The 16,679-nt window shown below is 43.4% G+C and carries 13 protein-coding genes and 2 pseudogenes; 10 read left to right on the forward strand and 5 right to left on the reverse strand.

From position 1 onward, the window contains the following. Nucleotides 1-68 precede the first annotated feature (68 nt). The 5 genes and pseudogenes from PGX00_RS10535 to PGX00_RS10560 all read right to left on the reverse strand — a co-directional run bounded on the left by PGX00_RS10535 (nucleotide 69) and on the right by PGX00_RS10560 (nucleotide 5,436). Nucleotides 69-887, reverse strand: coding sequence for a sulfite exporter TauE/SafE family protein (locus tag PGX00_RS10535; RefSeq protein ID WP_272135977.1), 819 nt, complete (start codon nucleotides 885-887; stop codon nucleotides 69-71). Between the two features lie 69 nt (nucleotides 888-956). Further along, nucleotides 957-2,527: pseudogene (locus PGX00_RS22810) on the reverse strand (gamma-glutamyltransferase family protein). A 10-nt stretch (nucleotides 2,528-2,537) separates the two neighbouring features. After that, entirely contained in the window at nucleotides 2,538-3,707 is a 1,170-nt protein-coding gene (locus PGX00_RS10550; RefSeq protein ID WP_272138033.1) for an amidase family protein, read from the reverse strand. A gap of 75 nt (nucleotides 3,708-3,782) precedes the next feature. Beyond that, nucleotides 3,783-4,663: pseudogene (puuE, locus tag PGX00_RS10555) on the reverse strand (allantoinase PuuE); the annotation flags it as partial. A gap of 131 nt (nucleotides 4,664-4,794) precedes the next feature. Beyond that, entirely contained in the window at nucleotides 4,795-5,436 is a 642-nt protein-coding gene (locus tag PGX00_RS10560) for a TetR family transcriptional regulator C-terminal domain-containing protein (protein ID WP_272135984.1), read from the reverse strand. 246 nt (nucleotides 5,437-5,682) lie between these two features. Between PGX00_RS10560 and PGX00_RS10565 the strand changes: the two genes are divergently transcribed. The 10 genes from PGX00_RS10565 to uraH all read left to right on the forward strand — a co-directional run bounded on the left by PGX00_RS10565 (nucleotide 5,683) and on the right by uraH (nucleotide 16,612). Then, on the forward strand, nucleotides 5,683-7,230 hold the full coding sequence (locus tag PGX00_RS10565; protein ID WP_272135986.1) for an ABC transporter ATP-binding protein: 1,548 nt from the start codon (nucleotides 5,683-5,685) through the stop codon (nucleotides 7,228-7,230). Continuing rightward, nucleotides 7,223-8,353 (forward strand): ABC transporter permease, encoded by a 1,131-nt coding sequence (locus PGX00_RS10570; protein ID WP_272135988.1) that lies wholly within the window; start codon nucleotides 7,223-7,225, stop codon nucleotides 8,351-8,353. The genes PGX00_RS10565 and PGX00_RS10570 overlap by 8 nt, the downstream gene beginning before the upstream one ends. Continuing rightward, nucleotides 8,353-9,282: an ABC transporter permease gene (locus PGX00_RS10575; RefSeq protein ID WP_272135991.1), complete on the forward strand. Its 930-nt coding sequence runs from the start codon at nucleotides 8,353-8,355 to the stop codon at nucleotides 9,280-9,282. The genes PGX00_RS10570 and PGX00_RS10575 overlap by 1 nt, the downstream gene beginning before the upstream one ends. Before the next feature lie 592 nt (nucleotides 9,283-9,874). Then, nucleotides 9,875-10,951, forward strand: a complete 1,077-nt coding sequence (locus PGX00_RS10580; protein WP_272135993.1) for a BMP family ABC transporter substrate-binding protein — start codon at nucleotides 9,875-9,877, stop codon at nucleotides 10,949-10,951. Then, complete coding sequence (gene xdhA, locus PGX00_RS10585; RefSeq protein WP_272135996.1) at nucleotides 10,899-12,500, forward strand: xanthine dehydrogenase small subunit; 1,602 nt, start codon at nucleotides 10,899-10,901, stop codon at nucleotides 12,498-12,500. The genes PGX00_RS10580 and xdhA overlap by 53 nt, the downstream gene beginning before the upstream one ends. Beyond that, nucleotides 12,500-13,081 carry a xanthine dehydrogenase family protein molybdopterin-binding subunit gene (locus tag PGX00_RS10590; protein ID WP_272135999.1) on the forward strand — a complete coding sequence of 194 codons (582 nt, stop codon included), beginning with the start codon at nucleotides 12,500-12,502 and terminating at the stop codon, nucleotides 13,079-13,081. Before xdhA ends, PGX00_RS10590 begins: the two co-directional genes overlap by 1 nt. After that, entirely contained in the window at nucleotides 12,988-14,868 is a 1,881-nt protein-coding gene (gene xdhB / locus PGX00_RS10595) for a xanthine dehydrogenase molybdopterin binding subunit (protein WP_272136002.1), read from the forward strand. Before PGX00_RS10590 ends, xdhB begins: the two co-directional genes overlap by 94 nt. Further along, nucleotides 14,855-15,787: a xanthine dehydrogenase accessory protein XdhC gene (gene xdhC / locus PGX00_RS10600; protein ID WP_272136005.1), complete on the forward strand. Its 933-nt coding sequence runs from the start codon at nucleotides 14,855-14,857 to the stop codon at nucleotides 15,785-15,787. Before xdhB ends, xdhC begins: the two co-directional genes overlap by 14 nt. Then, complete coding sequence (locus PGX00_RS10605; RefSeq protein WP_272136007.1) at nucleotides 15,780-16,292, forward strand: 2-oxo-4-hydroxy-4-carboxy-5-ureidoimidazoline decarboxylase; 513 nt, start codon at nucleotides 15,780-15,782, stop codon at nucleotides 16,290-16,292. The genes xdhC and PGX00_RS10605 overlap by 8 nt, the downstream gene beginning before the upstream one ends. Continuing rightward, nucleotides 16,289-16,612: a hydroxyisourate hydrolase gene (gene uraH / locus PGX00_RS10610; protein WP_272136010.1), complete on the forward strand. Its 324-nt coding sequence runs from the start codon at nucleotides 16,289-16,291 to the stop codon at nucleotides 16,610-16,612. Before PGX00_RS10605 ends, uraH begins: the two co-directional genes overlap by 4 nt. Nucleotides 16,613-16,679 lie beyond the last annotated feature (67 nt).

Here is a 16,679-nt window from a genome sequence, read left to right on the forward strand (position 1 = left end):
CCTTGAAATACATCTTTTTCAATAAATTTGGTCAGTTCCGATACGGAACTCATCATAATTCTCTTTATTTATAACGTTTGCAGCAGCATACGAATACCAGTAAAAGCTAATACCACAGCAAATATTTTCTTTAACAACACACTATCTAGTTTCTTACCAAGACTTGCACCAATCGGTGAAAAATAGACGGTTAATGGGACTATAAATAGAAACCCAAGCCAGTTAACTAATCCATAATTTCCAAATGGCGCATCGCTAGGTGTTGCACCCACCAACAACATAGTCAGCACACCGGGAAGGGCAATTAAAAGCCCAACGGCTGCTGCCGTACCAACGGCTTTGTGTGTGGGATAATTAAAAGCTGACAAAGTTGGAACCGTTAATGTGCCACCACCTATGCCAACCATTGCGCTCAGGCAACCAATAGTGCCGCCGATCACACTTTGACCCGCCTTGCTAGGCAATGCTTGTGCCATCGGAGCTGCTTTGGCCCGAAGCAACATATTTAGTGCGGAAAGGGTCGCGATAACGCCAAACAATGCAGTAAGCCATGGGCCACCGACACGGGTTGCCAATAAGCTTCCAGTCACAACACCTATTACAATAAATGGGGCAAGCCACTTGAGTAGGTGCCAATCCACGTTGCCATTTTGATGGTGTGCCTTAATCGAACTGACCGAAGTCGGAACGATGGTCGCCAACGAGGTTGCCGTCGCGATCAACATCGCCGATATAGGGCTAACATCAAAAAGTTGAAAGAGGTAAAAAAGTACAGGGACAATAACAATACCGCCACCTACACCCAATAGCCCAGCTAATAGCCCAGCAACCACTCCTGTCGCTAGCAACGCGAAAATCACAGGTAATACTTGTATAATCTCATTCATTTTTTATGTTTCTTCACTACTTGAGTTCTATCTAAAAAATTTACTGCCGCTAACCATATGGGATAAAGACTATTCCAGTACAATCGCTTCGCCATTACTTCTAGGGTCTGATGCCGCACTCGTTATCAGTGTCGAAACGTGAATGGCTCCTGCATGACCAAAATATTCGGCCAAGTCTGGCGCTGACACCACATCATGACCTCTTTTATTTAGAGAATGACCGCATTTATCGAAAAGACCCTTTTCTAACTTAAGGTTTTCACTCGCTTTACCCCATGTTTTGCCTAGTAGCCAGCGCGGCAATGCCACTGAGTCGCTAATGCTTTGGCCCTGCACTAAATAGCGCCAAACCAATGCGGCTTGAGTTTGAGGTTGCCCTTCTCCACCCATCGTTCCATAGATAAACCGAGATCCATCCTTTAGTAAGGCCAATGGAGGGTTGAGCGTATGCATCGGCTGAGAACCAGCTTTGATGCTGTTGGGGTGATCAGGGTCCGAGCTAAAGCCTAGGCAGCGATTGTTCCAAACCACACCGGTTTCTGGATTAACAATGCCAGATCCAAACTCCCAATAAATACTTTGAATATAACTTACGGCCAAACCGCTACTGTCAACCACACCCATCCACACGGTATCGCCCACTGGTCCGGGATTAGGCCATGGTGCTGCGTTCGATGATATTAACTTGCTCTGCTTTTGGATGGATTCCGCCGTTAGTCGATTTTGCATCTGCGTATTCAGCGATTCTTCACCACATAAATTCTGATTACGCCAATCAAACGCTACCTTTACTGATTCAACAAGATAGTGGAGTAACTCCTCTTCACCTTTCTCACTACTCCAATATTCATCTGTTTCAGATCGTTGTTTTATATAGTGATCCAATAGAGCAAGAATGTTTAACGAAGCGCCCCCTTGGGTAGGTGCACCAAAATTGTAGAAATCCCCCACTGTGTGACAGCATGTAACGGATTGGTTAGCTGAGCCGTTGTATTAGCAATATCTTTCAATGAAATAGGGCTGCCTTTTTTCTTAAGATAACGTACATTTTCTTGAGCCAATTCACCGTCATACCAATCTTTTAAGCCCGATTTTGCTAACTTCTGGTAGGTTTTAGCCATAGCAGGCAATACCATTGTGTCGCCAACTTTGTAAGCCATAGACTGCTTGAGAAACACCGATGAAAAGTCTTCATCATCTATCTCTTCAATCAATTTACATTGGGCATCATGCAAGGTTTGTGTCACTTCAAATCCGTTCGTTGCGTTGTCAATTGCTGATTGAAATAGTTCATTTAGAGAAAGCGAACCAGCATAAACAGACAACGCCTTATCCCAACCAGCAACGACACCGGCTGTGGTCAATGCCACCTTTGGTCCTCTCTGATGTTTTCCAAATTCTGCATCCGACAGATCTTGCGCACACTGTCCCGCAGCATTAATGGCTATAGGTGTTTCGCCCGGTTTGTGAATAAGCCAAAACCCGTCACCACCCAAGCTTGTCATATGCGGATATACCACAGTTAACGTACTTGCCATTGCAATACACGCCTCTACGGCATTCCCGCCTTTCGCTAAAATTTTCTCACCTGCTTTAGAAGCAAGATAATGTGGTGCGGTGACCGCTGCCCGGTATGACATAAAATATCCTTTATAATTGTTCTAATTGATTTTTAGCAAAATGAATCAACGACAAATCGGTGCCTTCTTTGCCCAATAAACTCAGGCCGATTGGTGCATTACCTACCTTTATCGCAGGTATCTGTAATTGTGGCCAACCACTTAGTCCAGCGATAGAAGTAAGCCCAAGCAATATTTGTCTTTGTATATCGATGTCCTCTCCACTCGCTTCAATTAGCGGTGCGACGTCTGGAACAGTAGGCATGAGTAAAATACAACCATTGGGTAACCAATTAGACTTTCCGCTATTCCACTCTTCCAACAACGCTAAAGCTCGTTCTTTATCATCAAGACTGAGATTTTTCCCCCACCGAAGACGTTGTTGAATATCAACCCCAAACTCGGAGAGGTTTTCTTTTAGCCAATCACCATGGGCATACCAAATAGAATCCGCTTGAAGTACTGAAAAACAGAATCGTCTTTCTTCTGCGTTTATTGGTGGCTCGTCTAAACGGGTTTTATGTCCTTCAAACTGATTAAAAATCTGTTCAGCATAGGCTTTCAATTCTGAATTGACACCATCCCATAGCGCGTCACACCAAGCCATACTATTTAAAACCTCTATTTTCTTATAGCCAAGCAGCGCCCGAAAACCCAACTCTAAACTGGTCAATTGTTTAGCTAGTAAACCGGGAGTATCGAATACTGGTGCAAGTGGTACTAAGCCTTCAGAGGAAATTACGCCATAGGTTGGACGCATACCATATAAACCACAATAACTGGCAGGTACTCTAATTGAACCACCAGTATCTGTCGCTAAAGAAAGATCTGACTCGCCAAGCGCAACTGAAACCGCTGAGCCAGAACTAGAACCGCCACTCGTTCGTTTTGAATCAAAGGGGTTCACCGAAACACCATAGTGGCTGTTGTTCCCCGCCAGAGAATACGCCAACTCATCGAGTTGAGTTTTGTAGGTTAATACCGCCCCCTGCTCCAATAACAGATCGACGGCTTTAGCATTTTTCGGCTCCTCTTCGGCTTTCGCCAGCCAATTGGGCAAACCAGCACCTGTTTTAAAACCTTTAATAGCAAATAGATCTTTAACTGACAATCGAGTGTTTGATAGCTCATCATCTTTTACTGTCGGTTTATCCTCATTACTCGATGAAATATCGATAACGTTGTGCTCTTGAACTGCCAAACTTGATTCCGTTGGTTGCTCTTGATTAGAGGTTAGATCCGTTCTTCTCTCATTTTTCTGGCTATTTCCATCTAACCAGTGCTCTGCAATCTGTGCACGTGTTGCATACCAAACATCAGTAAACTGTTTGGTATATTCGATAAAACGTCTTAATGCCGCTAAACGTGCTGGCCGTCCAACCAAGCGGCAATGCAATCCAATACTCAGCATTTTAGGGCTGATTTCCCCCTCCATGTAAAGCTCATCAAAAGCATCTTTTAAATACTGATAGAACTGCTCACCACTATTAAATCCCTGAGGTGTTGCAAATCTCATATCATTGGTATCAAGGGTATAAGGAACGATGAGCAATGGTTTAGAGTAATTTTCATCCCAGTAGGGTAAATCATCTGCATAACTATCGGCGCAGTAGAGAATATCTTCTCGCTCTGCAATAAGTGCCAATGTGTGAGGACTGGTTCTACCCGTGTACCACCCTTTCGGTTTACTACCCGTCACCCGTTGGTGAATCGCGATGGCTTCTTCCATATGAGCCTTTTCTTGCTCTGGTGTAAAATCTTGATAGTGGATCCAACGCAAACCGTGGCTAGCAATTTCCCACTCAGAATCCAACATTGCTTGCACTGCATCCGGGTTTTTCTCTAATGCTTTAGCAACGCCAAAAACAGTGACCGGAATCTCTTCTTTGTTAAACAAGCGGTGTAGACGCCAAAATCCAGCGCGGCTGCCATATTCGTAAATAGACTCCATACTAAGGTGCCTGTCCTTATAAGACTCCGCACCAACAATCTCAGATAGGAATTTTTCAGATCCTTCATCACCATGCAGCACACAGTTTTCACCCCCTCTTCATAGTTAATGACAAATTGGAGTGCGATTTTAGCCTTATTAGGCCAATTCGGGTTTGGAGGGTTTTCTCCATAACCGACCAAGTCCCTTGGATAATTGCTGCTCATAACCATTCCTTTTAGAGCTTCAAAACTGTACAAATTCCCATGACATTACGTTCTCATGCAAATGGGATGTTAATAACTTAAGTGTAGTTTGTTAAGCAATTTTCTGACCAAGTGTTCAGGAAAATGAAATATCAGGCTAAATTGAGGCCTTTCAGTACAATATCTACAGTAAAGCTTTCGGCATCTAAAAACTCTTCGTCTGAAAGCGGCCTACCCTTAATTAACTCAATTTCGCTATCAAAATCGGCATAAAACTGAGTTGTTCCCCATATAAGAAATAGTAGATAAAGAGGATTTATACTGGGGATCAATCCAGCATCAATCCATTCATGAATCACGTTGACTTTACTTTTGGACCAAGCCACCATCGGTTGCTCGATAGCATCGCGAATGTTAGGGGCTCCCTGAATTATTTCCATTGCAAAAATCTTTGAGCGCATAGGGTGTGTTCGGCTATAACGCATTTTTTCAATGATATAGCGACGTATGACCTCATCCGGCGCAAGATTGCTACTTTCAATAGAAAAACCTTGATTCCACATTTCAAGTATGTCGGTAAGCAGCGCTTTGTATAGGCCTGTCTTCGATTTAAAATAATAGAGGATATTTGCCTTTGGCAACTCAACGCTATCAGCGATAGCTTGCACCGAGGTTCCCTTATAGCCATATTTAGCAAATTCTTGCTCAGCTGCATGCAAAATTCTCTGCCGGTTTCTGGCTCGGATTGCGCCACCCTTCTCTACTGCATGTTCTCCATTTTCTACGTCAGACATATTCATTCCATTTATCGTTAATTCGGTTATTTTAGATAACTTTTGCTCTCGCACCTTTTTGGTCACAACGGCACTCTATCTGCTCACATATTTGCATCAAATTGGTGCATCCGCACCATTCTAGACGCAATATCGCGCGCAATATAACTACATATTCGTAACAAACCTTGAGTTTACTGATGAGTTGAACAATTGGTCAGGTTATTGCATTAACCATTCCAATTATAAGACAGGAATCGACACACCATGACCAATGGACATCTATTAGAGCTCTGGAACGTGAGTAAATTTTTCCCGGGGGTAATAGCAAACAACAATGTAAACATGACTCTTGAAAAAGGGGAAATACTCGCATTACTAGGCGAAAATGGCGCAGGGAAGTCAACGCTAGTCAAAATGATTTACGGAGTAAACCGGCCAGATACCGGTGCGATAATGTGGAAAAATCACGAAGTGGATATTCGCTCGCCTAACCAAGCAAGAGCAATGGGTATTGGTATGGTTTTTCAACACTTCTCTGTGTTTGAAACCTTAACGGTTTTAGAAAACATCGAGCTCGGACTAGACAAAGAGTTCCTTGATACAGTGGACAACTTAAAACAACGCGTTATCGAAATCAGTAAAAAATATGATCTACACGTTGAACCAGATCGCTATGTGCATAGTTTAAGCATTGGAGAACGCCAACGCTTAGAAATTTTACGCTGCCTTATACAAGAAGTAGAGTTGCTCATCCTTGACGAACCCACTTCAGTATTAACACCTCAGGAAGTTGCTGGCCTATTCCGAGTCCTTAAAAAGCTCACTAGCGAAGGGTGTAGTATTCTCTTTATTAGTCACAAACTAAAAGAAGTCACGGCTTTATGCGACAGAGCCATAATTCTTCGTGGTGGCGAAGTGAGTGGTGAGTGTATCCCAGCACAAGAAACACCCGAAACCATTGCAAGGATGATGGTTGGTAGTGATGCAGAACTCTCTGAAAGCTACCCGAAAAACCTTACTGAAAACATTTTATTCGAAACAGTCGATCTCACTCTTCCTCCTGCTCATCCTTTTGGCTGTGGACTGAATAAAGTAAACCTACAACTAAGATCAGGTGAAATCCTCGGGGTTGCCGGTGTGGCAGGCAATGGGCAAGAAGATCTTCTAGAGGCGATTAGTGGCGAAGATTGCCGAGCGAGTAAAGAAAGCATTACCTTTGCAGGCAAAGCCATCGGTCATATCAATGCTGGAGGAAGACGTAAACTTGGCATGGCTTACGTACCAACAGACAGGCTAGGTCAAGGCGCTGTGCCCGAGATGAGCTTAACTGACAACACGCTACTGACAAATAGCAGTTCCTTAGTCAAAAATGGTTTTATCCTAAAGAACAAACTAACTCAGTTAGCTGACAAAATCATAACGGCCAACAAGGTTAAATGCCGAGACAGAAATGCCCAAGCAAAAAGCCTTTCTGGCGGAAATTTACAAAAATTCATCATCGGTCGAGAAGTGGATCAAAACCCGACTCTGCTAATTTGTGCCCACCCTACATGGGGGGTAGATATAGGAGCAGCCAGTGCCATTCACCGACAGTTAGTCGCGTTAAGAGATCAAGGGGCTTCAATTTTGGTTGTATCAGAAGATATCGACGAACTATTCGTAATTTGTGACCGTATAACGGCCCTATATGAAGGCGCGTTAGCACCAATTGTCGAAACCAGTAAAACAAATATTGAACAGATTGGACAATGGATAGCAGGCAGCTTTATTGACCATACCGAGGTCAAGCCCGAGGAGAACTCAAATGCTTAAAGTTGAACCAAGAATTGAGAGCTCAAAATTGATGACTTGGCTCTCTCCGGTTATTGCAATCATATTAACAATGATCGTTTCTAGCCTAATGTTTATCTCTTTGGATGTGAGTCCTATCAAGGCATTTGAGGTCTTTGTCATTTCACCACTGAGCGACAGCTACAATTTGGGTGAATTGATGGTGAAGTCAACACCATTGCTGCTTTGTGCTGTTGGGTTAGCGTTGTGTTATCGCGCAAATATCTGGAACATTGGAGCTGAAGGGCAATTGCTTATCGGAGCGGTTGCAAGCAGTGCCATTGCAATACAAATGGGTGAAGACGCTGGTGGTGGTTCATTACTTTTAGTCCTTGTCGTTGGCGCTATTAGTGGCATGTTATGGGCGGCTATACCTACTTTATTAGAACGTATTTTTAATACTAATCTCATCCTAACCACCATTATGCTTAATTACATTGGTCTTTATACCCTGTTATGGGCGGTACATGGCCCACTTGCCGATCCGCAAGGGTTTGGTTTTCCAGAGTCTGTTTTATTTGCTGACGGAGTAATGCTACCCATTATACAAGAGGAAGGGCGTGCTTCGATTTCAATTATTATTGCCGTAATTATTGCGCTTTTATCTGGCCTTATGCTCTATAAAACCCTACCGGGCTTTAAACTGAGAGTATTTGGTGAAGATAAATCAGCAGCCAGATATGCGGGCTTTAGCAGCAACAAAATCGTATGGGGTGTAATGTTATTCGCAGGTGCGCTTGCCGGATTTGCAGGGGCATCAGAAGTGACCGGCCCTATAGGACAACTAATTCCTTCTGTATCCCCCGGCTATGGATACGCAGCAATCATCGTGGCTTATTTAGGTAGACTAAACCCGATTGGTATCATTGTTGCGGCGCTCTTTATGGGAACACTTTACATGGGAAGTGACTTAGCTCAGATAGAACTTGGGCTACCAACCGCGATTACGGGTCTATTTCAAGGCACCCTACTGTTTTTCTTACTGGCATGTGACTTCCTTATTTTTTATCGCATCGCAGTTAGAAGAAGAAACCCCAAACACAATATCCCTACCATTGTGGACGGCGCAATCGTAGACACTCAACAAGAATCGGGAGCAGCCTAATGGATATGGACCTACTGCAACAAATATTAATCGCGGCACTCAAAACTGGAACTCCCTTGTTACTCATCGCACTAGGTGAACTGGTTTGCGAAAAATCAGGTGTACTCAACCTTGGTCAAGAAGGCATGATGCTGATGGGGGCAATGGCGGGATTTGCAGGCGCTTTCTACACCGGAAGCTTAGGCATGGGTATTGCCCTAGCGATCTTTGCAGGCATGAGTATGTCTTTGATATTCGCCACCCTATCTCTAAGCCTTAACACCAATCAAGTTGCAACAGGCTTAGCATTAACCATATTTGGAACAGGGTTGAGCTCTTTCATGGGTGGTGGCCTTGTTGGATCTACGATTCAAGGCTTTACTCAAATTGAAATTCCGGTTTTAAGTAGCATTCCATTTATTGGTCAAATCCTTTTTAATCAAGATATTATTGTCTACGCCAGTTTCGTTATCGTTGGAGCAACATGGTGGGTTCTGCAGAAAACACGAATAGGTTTAACTATCCGTGCTGTGGGCGAAAATCCACACTCGGCTAACGCGCTTGGTATTAAAGTATTAAAGGTTAGATACCTTGCTGTCTTGTTTGGTGGAGCAATGGCTGGATTTTCTGGTGCTTACATGTCACTCGCCTACACCCCAATGTGGATGGAAAACATGACCGCTGGTCGTGGTTGGATAGCACTTGCCTTAGTTGTTTTCGCATCCTGGAGAGTGGGTTATTTAATGCTTGGCGCTTATTTGTTTGGCTTTGCTTCTATCCTACACCTAGTGATGCAAGGGTTTGGGTTCGATATATCGCCAAACCTACTCGCCATGACGCCTTACCTAGCAACGGTAGTGGTGATGGTTATGATTAGTTCGAACTCCTTGAAGCAGAAACTTGCGACACCGATGAGTTTAGCAAAACCGTTTGATCCGAAGCTGCATTAAACCGAAGCTAGGTTTTCTAGCCGACAATAAACGCTGTTGAACCTTAAACCGCTCATTCTTAAATGAGCGGTTTTTCATTCCCACTGATATCAATCACTTAAGAAATTATCAATTAGCAAAAAAAATGAAATGTTGTCCTGCAAAGGCCTGTAGCGAGGTTAGATAACTCATTTTATTCCGAGAAATTACGCGCCCAGAGTGTCACTGTTTTTTTAGAAAACATATTGGTTTTCCCATTTATTTAAAAACCACATTCGAAACATATCACTTACAACAAGTTAACATCGTATTAAGTTGGTGCACCCAACGCCTTGACTTGCACCAAACTGATACATCGGAACGCATCAAACCCTGATCATATCACTCCATTAAATGCATCCCTTCCCCATCTAGACCCTGACAAGCCTTTATTTACAAGGCGTTAACAAAAACGGTAAATTATTTTTCAAAAATATCACCATGTGGTCAGGTTTTTGCAATCAACTAGAGACAAAGCGCTAAATCGAATTGGTTCTCACTTCTAGTAAGCTGATTTCACCACACTAATTCGTACTGGTTACCAAATTTAACAACTATTGAAATGGAGTATTTCATGAAACTAAACCGATGGATGAGTGCAGCCGCCTTATCAATTACCACACTTTTATCTTCTGCTGTTTTGGCAGAAGAACAGATGAAGGTTGGATTCGTTTATGTAGGTCCAGTGGGTGACCACGGATGGAGTTATGAGCACGATCAAGGCCGCCAAGAAATGGAAAAACATTTTGGTGAGAAGGTAAGCACGACTTATGTAGAAAGTGTACCTGAAGGTGCCGATGCAGAGCGTGTTATCACACAGTTAGCAAAATCAGGCCACGACGTCATTTTTACAACTTCTTTTGGTTACATGAACCCAACTTTGAAAGCAGCAAAACGCTTTCCAAAAGTTAAATTTGAACACGCTACAGGCTATAAACGTTCTAAAAACGTATCTAACTACGCACTAAGAACCTATGAAGGTCGTTACGTATCTGGTGTTGCAGCAGGTATGGCAACAAAAACCAATACAATAGGATACATCGCTTCTTTTCCAATTCCAGAAGTTATCCGCGATATCAACTCTGTCTACCTCGGTGCTAAAAGCGTAAACCCTGATATTAAACTTAAAATTGTTTGGGTTAACACTTGGTATGATCCAGGAAAAGAGTCTGATGCGGCAAACGCTTTGATTGACCAAGGCGTAGATATCATGATTCAACATACTGATAGCCCAGCACCACTCATTGCAGCAGAAAAACGTGGCGTTATGGGAATTGGTCAGGCTTCTGATATGAGCGGTTTTGCTCCTAAAGCGCACATGTTCTCAGTTCGTGATGTATGGGCACCACATTATATCCGTACGGTTCAAGAAGTTATGGACGGAACTTGGAAATCTGAAGATTACTGGGGTGGCTTCGCAGATGACATACTACAAATTGCTTCGGTAAACCCAGACCTACCTGCTGACATCAAAGAGGCGATTACTGCCACACATGCTAAAATTAAGTCAGGTGAGTTTCACCCTTTCACTGGTCCAATGAAGGATAACAGTGGTAAAGAAGTTATTGCAGCAGGACATACGCTGACAGATACAGAGCTTGCGGGCGTTAATTGGTACGTTGAAGGTATCGACGCAAAAATTCCAAACTAATCCCCCAACAAGAGACTCACTTGCTTTTTTAGTTCGTGAGTCTTTTTTTACCCATTTACTTGACCAAGTGGACAACTTTCTAGCAACAGAGGACGTTATGTTAGAGATCATGATTAACGATGAAATCGTTCAAGTAGAAGCTGCTGCCGTTGACAGTATGCTACTCACGTACTTAAGAGAGCAGCAAGGATTGACTGGCTCTAAAGAAGGTTGTGCCAGTGGTGACTGCGGTGCTTGTACTGTTGTGATGGCGGATTTAGATGAAGACAGTAACCTACGTTATCGACAAGTCAACGCATGCATTACCCCCATTCATGCTTTACACGGTAAAAAAATCGTTACGGTTGAACATTTAAGACAAAATGGCGAATTACATCCCGTACAAAAGGCGGTTGTTGATAACCACGGTACTCAATGTGGCTTTTGTACTCCGGGTATTGTTATGTCTCTATATGCCCTCTCTAAACAAAAAAATCGCCCAGAAAACCCTGCTGATTATCTATCGGGAAACCTATGCCGATGCACCGGTTATGGGCCCCTTATCGACGCGGCAAACACCATCGCAGATGCCAATATTGAAGACCCTTTAAGCAAAGATGAAGACAAGTTGGTCAATTGGATGGGTTCAAGAGCACCACAAAATACGGTCAACTATTGGAAGCCTACAAATAGACAAGAACTTGGTGAACTTCGAACCAATCATCCCGATGCAAAACTGATTGCTGGTGGTACAGATTTAGCGCTTGAAGTAACCCAACAACTGCAACGCATTGATAAAATGATTGACCTGTCGGACGTGAAAGATCTTCAAGGTATTACGAAAACAAAATCCGGTTGGAGAATTGGTTCTGCCGTTCTGCTTTCTAAATTACACACTTTTATGCGCGCACATTATCCAAGTACAGATGAATTAATTGAGCGATTAGGTAGCCTAACGATTCGAAACAGAGGCACGCTTGGTGGCAGTTTAGGCCACGCCTCACCGATTGGGGATATCGCCCCGCTTCTTATCAGTTTGAATGGTCGTATTGAAATAGATAATGGTAAAGAGAAGCGGTTATACGCGCCTGAAGATTACATTACCGGTTATCGCGAAACCCTAATCAAGGCAGACGAATGGATAAGTGCCATTCATATCCCTATTCTTGCTCCCAATCAAAAACACGCAATCTACAAAATCAGTAAAAGGTTTGAAGATGATATCGCTACCGTTGTATTGGCGATAAACCTCACATTTGGCAATGATAACCGTATCAAGGCATGTATTCTGTCCGCCGGTGGTATCGCTGCAAAATCGGTTCGACTGTCTCAACTAGAAAGCTTATTTATAGGCCGCCATTTCACCCCAGAGCTCGTTCGCAAAGTCCAGAAACAGGTACCAAATTTCATCTCCCCTATTGGCGATGTTCGAGGAAGTGCTGAGTATCGCGTGCAGCTAGTAAAAAACCTTATTCAACGCTTTTATCTTGAATGTAATCAGATCCCGACAAGGTTAAATACGGCAACTAGTGCAACAAAAAAAACGACATCAGATGAGGTTAATCAATAATGCGCAAATTAACCCAAATCAATCACGTCACTGGTGAGAGCCAATTGCTGTCGTCCGATGTAGTCGGACGTTCATACAAACATGAGAGTGCGATTAAACAAGTAACAGGTGATGCCGCATTTTTAGATGACTACCCAACACCAAAAGGGTGTTTGCATGCTGCTGTTATTACCGCATCTATTGCCAAAGGCAACATCACCACACTTGATCTCGAACAGGTTAAAGAGATGCCCGGTATCGTTGCTGTGTATAGCTATCAAGATATTCCCGGTGAAAAAGACATCGGTGCCATCGTTAAAGGCGATCCGCTACTGAGCGACAACGAGATAAAATTCTACCAGCAACCTATCGCACTTGTGCTGGCAAGAAGCCATGACCAAGCTGTAAAGGCAGCAAAAAAGGCCGTTATTGAATACAGCGTAGAACCTAACCCTATCCTTAACTGCATTGGCGATGGGACTCAAGCAGAAGTACTCCCCCAAATACAATGGGAACACCGGTTTCAACAGAACAATTTGAAAAAAGTGACATCATCATCTCCGGACAACAACACGTTGGTGGTCAAGAACATTTTTATTTAGAAGGGCAAATTAGCCTTGCTGAACTCACTGAAGACGGTGGTATTTTCTTACGCACTTCTAGCCAGCATCCAACCGAGGTACAAACACTCGTTGCTGAAGTACTTGGCATACCATTCAACAAAGTTACCGTTGATATGCGCCGAATGGGAGGCGGTTTTGGGGGCAAAGAAACACAAGCGGCGCAATGGGCATGTCTAGCCAGCATGGGGGCATTTCTTACAGGAAAAGCGGTTAAAATTCGACTGCCCCGCTCCACTGATATGTCGGTAACGGGTAAGCGTCATCCATTCTTTAATCAATACAAAATAGGCGCGAGTAAGCAAGGTTTGATAGAAACTGTCGAGATAGAAGTCAATGGCTTATGTGGTCATTCTGCGGATCTCTCTGGTGCTATCGTTGATCGTGCCATGTTCCATAGTGATAACGCCTACTTTCTTGGTGATGCCTTTGTTACAGGTAATAGGCTTAAAACCGACACTGTTTCTCATACTGCTTTTCGCGGCTTTGGCGGGCCTCAAGGGATGATGGTAATTGAGAAAGCGATGCAAGATCTTAGTATTGTTGTCGGAGAGGATGCCCTCGACCTTCGCTTGAAAAACCTTTATAGAGAAGGCAAAGCTACAACTCATTACGGTATGCCCGTCGAGCAGTATGAAGAGCTCAAAGAGGTCATCACGCAATTAGAAACTCGCAGCGATTACCGCAAACGTCGCGAAGAGATAAAAAAATGGAACGACACTAGTCCGGTACTCAAAAAAGGGTTAGCGCTTACCCCCGTTAAATTTGGTATTTCATTTACTGCTTTGCACCTAAACCAAGCCGGCGCACTTATTCATATCTATACTGATGGCAGCGTACAAGTTTCCCATGGTGGTACGGAGATGGGACAAGGTTTACACACCAAGATTCAACAAATTGTTGCGCAAACATTAGGTATACCGTTCGAGTTAGTACTTGTGACGTCGACTCGAACCGACAAAGTACCGAATACCTCACCAACGGCCGCTTCATCTGGTGCCGATCTAAACGGTATGGCGGCACATAATGCAGCCAAAGAACTTAAATCCCGACTTCTTGAATTCGCGCATGAAACTTATCAAGCTACCGATGCCGAAGCAGTTATCGTTGATGGTGTGCTGACCATTGGAGAAAAGCAGGTCGATTGGCATTCATTGGTTCAGCAAGCCTATCTAAATCGCGTCTCACTTTCCGCCAGCGGATTCTATAAAACGCCTAAAATTTGGTATGACCAAGAAAAATCTGTCGGTAGGCCATTTTTCTACTTCTCGTTAGGGGCATCTTGCTCTGAAGTCACTATCGATACTCTCACTGGTGAATTACGTGTCGATCGAGTGGATATTTTACATGACGTTGGCAATAGCCTTAACCCCGCTATCGATCTGGGTCAGATAGAGGGTGCGTTTATTCAAGGTATGGGATGGCTAACCACAGAGGAGTTAGTCTGGAATAAAGAGGGTGTGCTGCTAAGTAACAGCCCAATGAACTATAAGATACCGACGATTGGCGACTATCCAAAACAGATGAATGTTGCGTTATTTGATAAAGCAAATCCTGAACACAGTATTTACCGTTCTAAAGCAGTAGGTGAGCCACCATTTATGCACGCAATTAGCGTTTGGTGCGCTATCTACGACGCTGTTGCTTCGATCAGCAATCATACTCAAGCCGTTGATTTAAACGCACCAGCGACCGGCGAAGAGATTCTTAAAGCGTGTGAAAAACAGTACGAACAATTTGGTAGGGAGACGACCTATGCAAGTCAATGAGTCTAATACTTTCAATCAATTAACAGAGAATTCAACGCTAACATGGTTAGAGGCATGCCAATGGTTAGAAAATAATGGAGAGGCGTACTGCATTGCTACCATCATAGCAGAAGCAGGTTCTGTTCCACGGTCAAGTGGTAGCAAAATGGTGGTTTCTGCCAATGGTCAGTTCGACACTTTAGGCGGTGGAAACCTTGAACTTCAGGTGATAGGAAAGGCGCGAGCACGATTAGCAGAAACACAATTATCCCCACATAAAAGCGGAGTTTCTATTGAACGTTTTTCATTAGCTGCCGACCTTGAACAGTGTTGCGGGGGCGCGGTGCAAGTGATGCTAGAACCCATAAACTGCCAACAACCAAAAGTAATAATTTACGGTGCAGGACACGTTAGCCAAGCACTGTGTACCATTTTAAAACAGCTTCCCTGTCATGTATCTGTTATCGATAATCGTCAGCAATGGGTAGAACAAGTTTGTGCTATGGGTATTCATGCGTATCAGCATGACTCACCTGTCGAAACCATTAACGATATTAATCCAAACAGCATGTTACTCATCATGACCCATGACCATGCCCTCGACTTTGAACTTACCAAGACAGCTCTAGAGAGAGCGAGCTTTCCTTATATCGGTTTAATCGGTTCTAAAGGGAAAAAACAGCGCTTTGAGTTTCGTTTAAAAGAGCAACTGTCTAGTACGTCCCTACTTGAAAATCTCACTTGCCCTATCGGACACACTGACATCAAGGGAAAGCTTCCTATGCAGGTCGCTGTTTCCGTTGCTGCACAGTTGATGGCCTTGTTTGATCAAGTAAAAGCAAGGCCAACAGAGATAAAAGAAGAAACTTTACGTAAAGAAGCCCAATGGCAACAAGCAAACACGGCTAGAAAATCATTAAAGGAGGCTCAACATGACTAACCCTGTCAAAGAAAAAGAGCTTTCTATCGACAGAGAGTTACTGCAAAAAATTTGTTCAAGCCAGCGTTGGCAAACACTGCTGTTGCGGTCTATAACTTCTGAATCCGGAAAGAGCTTAAGTAAACACAATGTGATTGAAATGGCTGATAAGGCATTCTGCCAACTGGAAGAGAAAGATTGGTTAGAAGCCTTTGCGGGTCACCCAATGATAGGCGATATATCGAGCCTTAGAAAAAAATACGCCCAAGGAAAAAACCTAAGTGAACGCGAACAAAGTCAGGTTTCCAGTGCGCCAGAGGCGATATTAGAAAAACTATTGGAGCTCAATCAAGCTTATTTGGATAAATTCGGCTTCATTTTTATCGTCTGTGCCACGAATAAATCTGCAGATGACATGCTAGGGATTTTACAAAGTCGAATCGTCAATAACCGTTCAGACGAATTACTTAACGCAACGATTGAACAGAAAAAAATCAGCCAGATTCGTATGGAGGTCCTACTATGAGCAGTTTAAGTTGTCATGTACTCAACACCACACATGGTGTACCAGCTTCTGGTATCGAAGTAGAGCTCTGTGCTTTTTCGCAACATGATTGTTTGCAAAAAGGAATAACCGATCAAGATGGTCGCTTTCGATTTGACGCAATAACCTTAGAAAAAGGCCGATACACACTTAAATTCCACACAGAATCGTATTGCCAAAGCCAATTTGGTGGGTGTTTTTTCCCATTAGTGGAAGTGCATTTTATTGTTGAAGACGAACGTCACTATCACGTCCCTTTATTGCTATCACCCTACTCCTACTCGACCTATAGGGGGAGTTAGTATGCTAAGACAAGTTCATCGAGGAAGTATTTTACACTTCCCTAAAACCACAATAGATCCGGCCAAT

The organism is Vibrio algarum (genome assembly GCF_028204155.1).
In the GTDB taxonomy this organism is placed as follows: Bacteria; Pseudomonadota; Gammaproteobacteria; order Enterobacterales; family Vibrionaceae; genus Vibrio; species Vibrio algarum.

What these genes read in the sequence shown, in the direction of transcription:
- PGX00_RS10535 (WP_272135977.1), bottom strand. Translation starts at nt 887, where the DNA reads ATGAATGAGATTATACAAGTATTACCTGTGATTTTCGCGTTGCTAGCG.
- PGX00_RS10560 (WP_272135984.1), bottom strand. Translation starts at nt 5,436, where the DNA reads ATGTCTGACGTAGAAAATGGAGAACATGCAGTAGAGAAGGGTGGCGCA.
- PGX00_RS10565 (WP_272135986.1), top strand. Translation starts at nt 5,683, where the DNA reads ATGACCAATGGACATCTATTAGAGCTCTGGAACGTGAGTAAATTTTTC.
- PGX00_RS10570 (WP_272135988.1), top strand. Translation starts at nt 7,223, where the DNA reads ATGCTTAAAGTTGAACCAAGAATTGAGAGCTCAAAATTGATGACTTGG.
- PGX00_RS10575 (WP_272135991.1), top strand. Translation starts at nt 8,353, where the DNA reads ATGGATATGGACCTACTGCAACAAATATTAATCGCGGCACTCAAAACT.
- PGX00_RS10580 (WP_272135993.1), top strand. Translation starts at nt 9,875, where the DNA reads ATGAAACTAAACCGATGGATGAGTGCAGCCGCCTTATCAATTACCACA.
- PGX00_RS10590 (WP_272135999.1), top strand. Translation starts at nt 12,500, where the DNA reads ATGCGCAAATTAACCCAAATCAATCACGTCACTGGTGAGAGCCAATTG.
- xdhB (WP_272136002.1), top strand. Translation starts at nt 12,988, where the DNA reads ATGGGAACACCGGTTTCAACAGAACAATTTGAAAAAAGTGACATCATC.
- xdhC (WP_272136005.1), top strand. Translation starts at nt 14,855, where the DNA reads ATGCAAGTCAATGAGTCTAATACTTTCAATCAATTAACAGAGAATTCA.
- PGX00_RS10605 (WP_272136007.1), top strand. Translation starts at nt 15,780, where the DNA reads ATGACTAACCCTGTCAAAGAAAAAGAGCTTTCTATCGACAGAGAGTTA.
- uraH (WP_272136010.1), top strand. Translation starts at nt 16,289, where the DNA reads ATGAGCAGTTTAAGTTGTCATGTACTCAACACCACACATGGTGTACCA.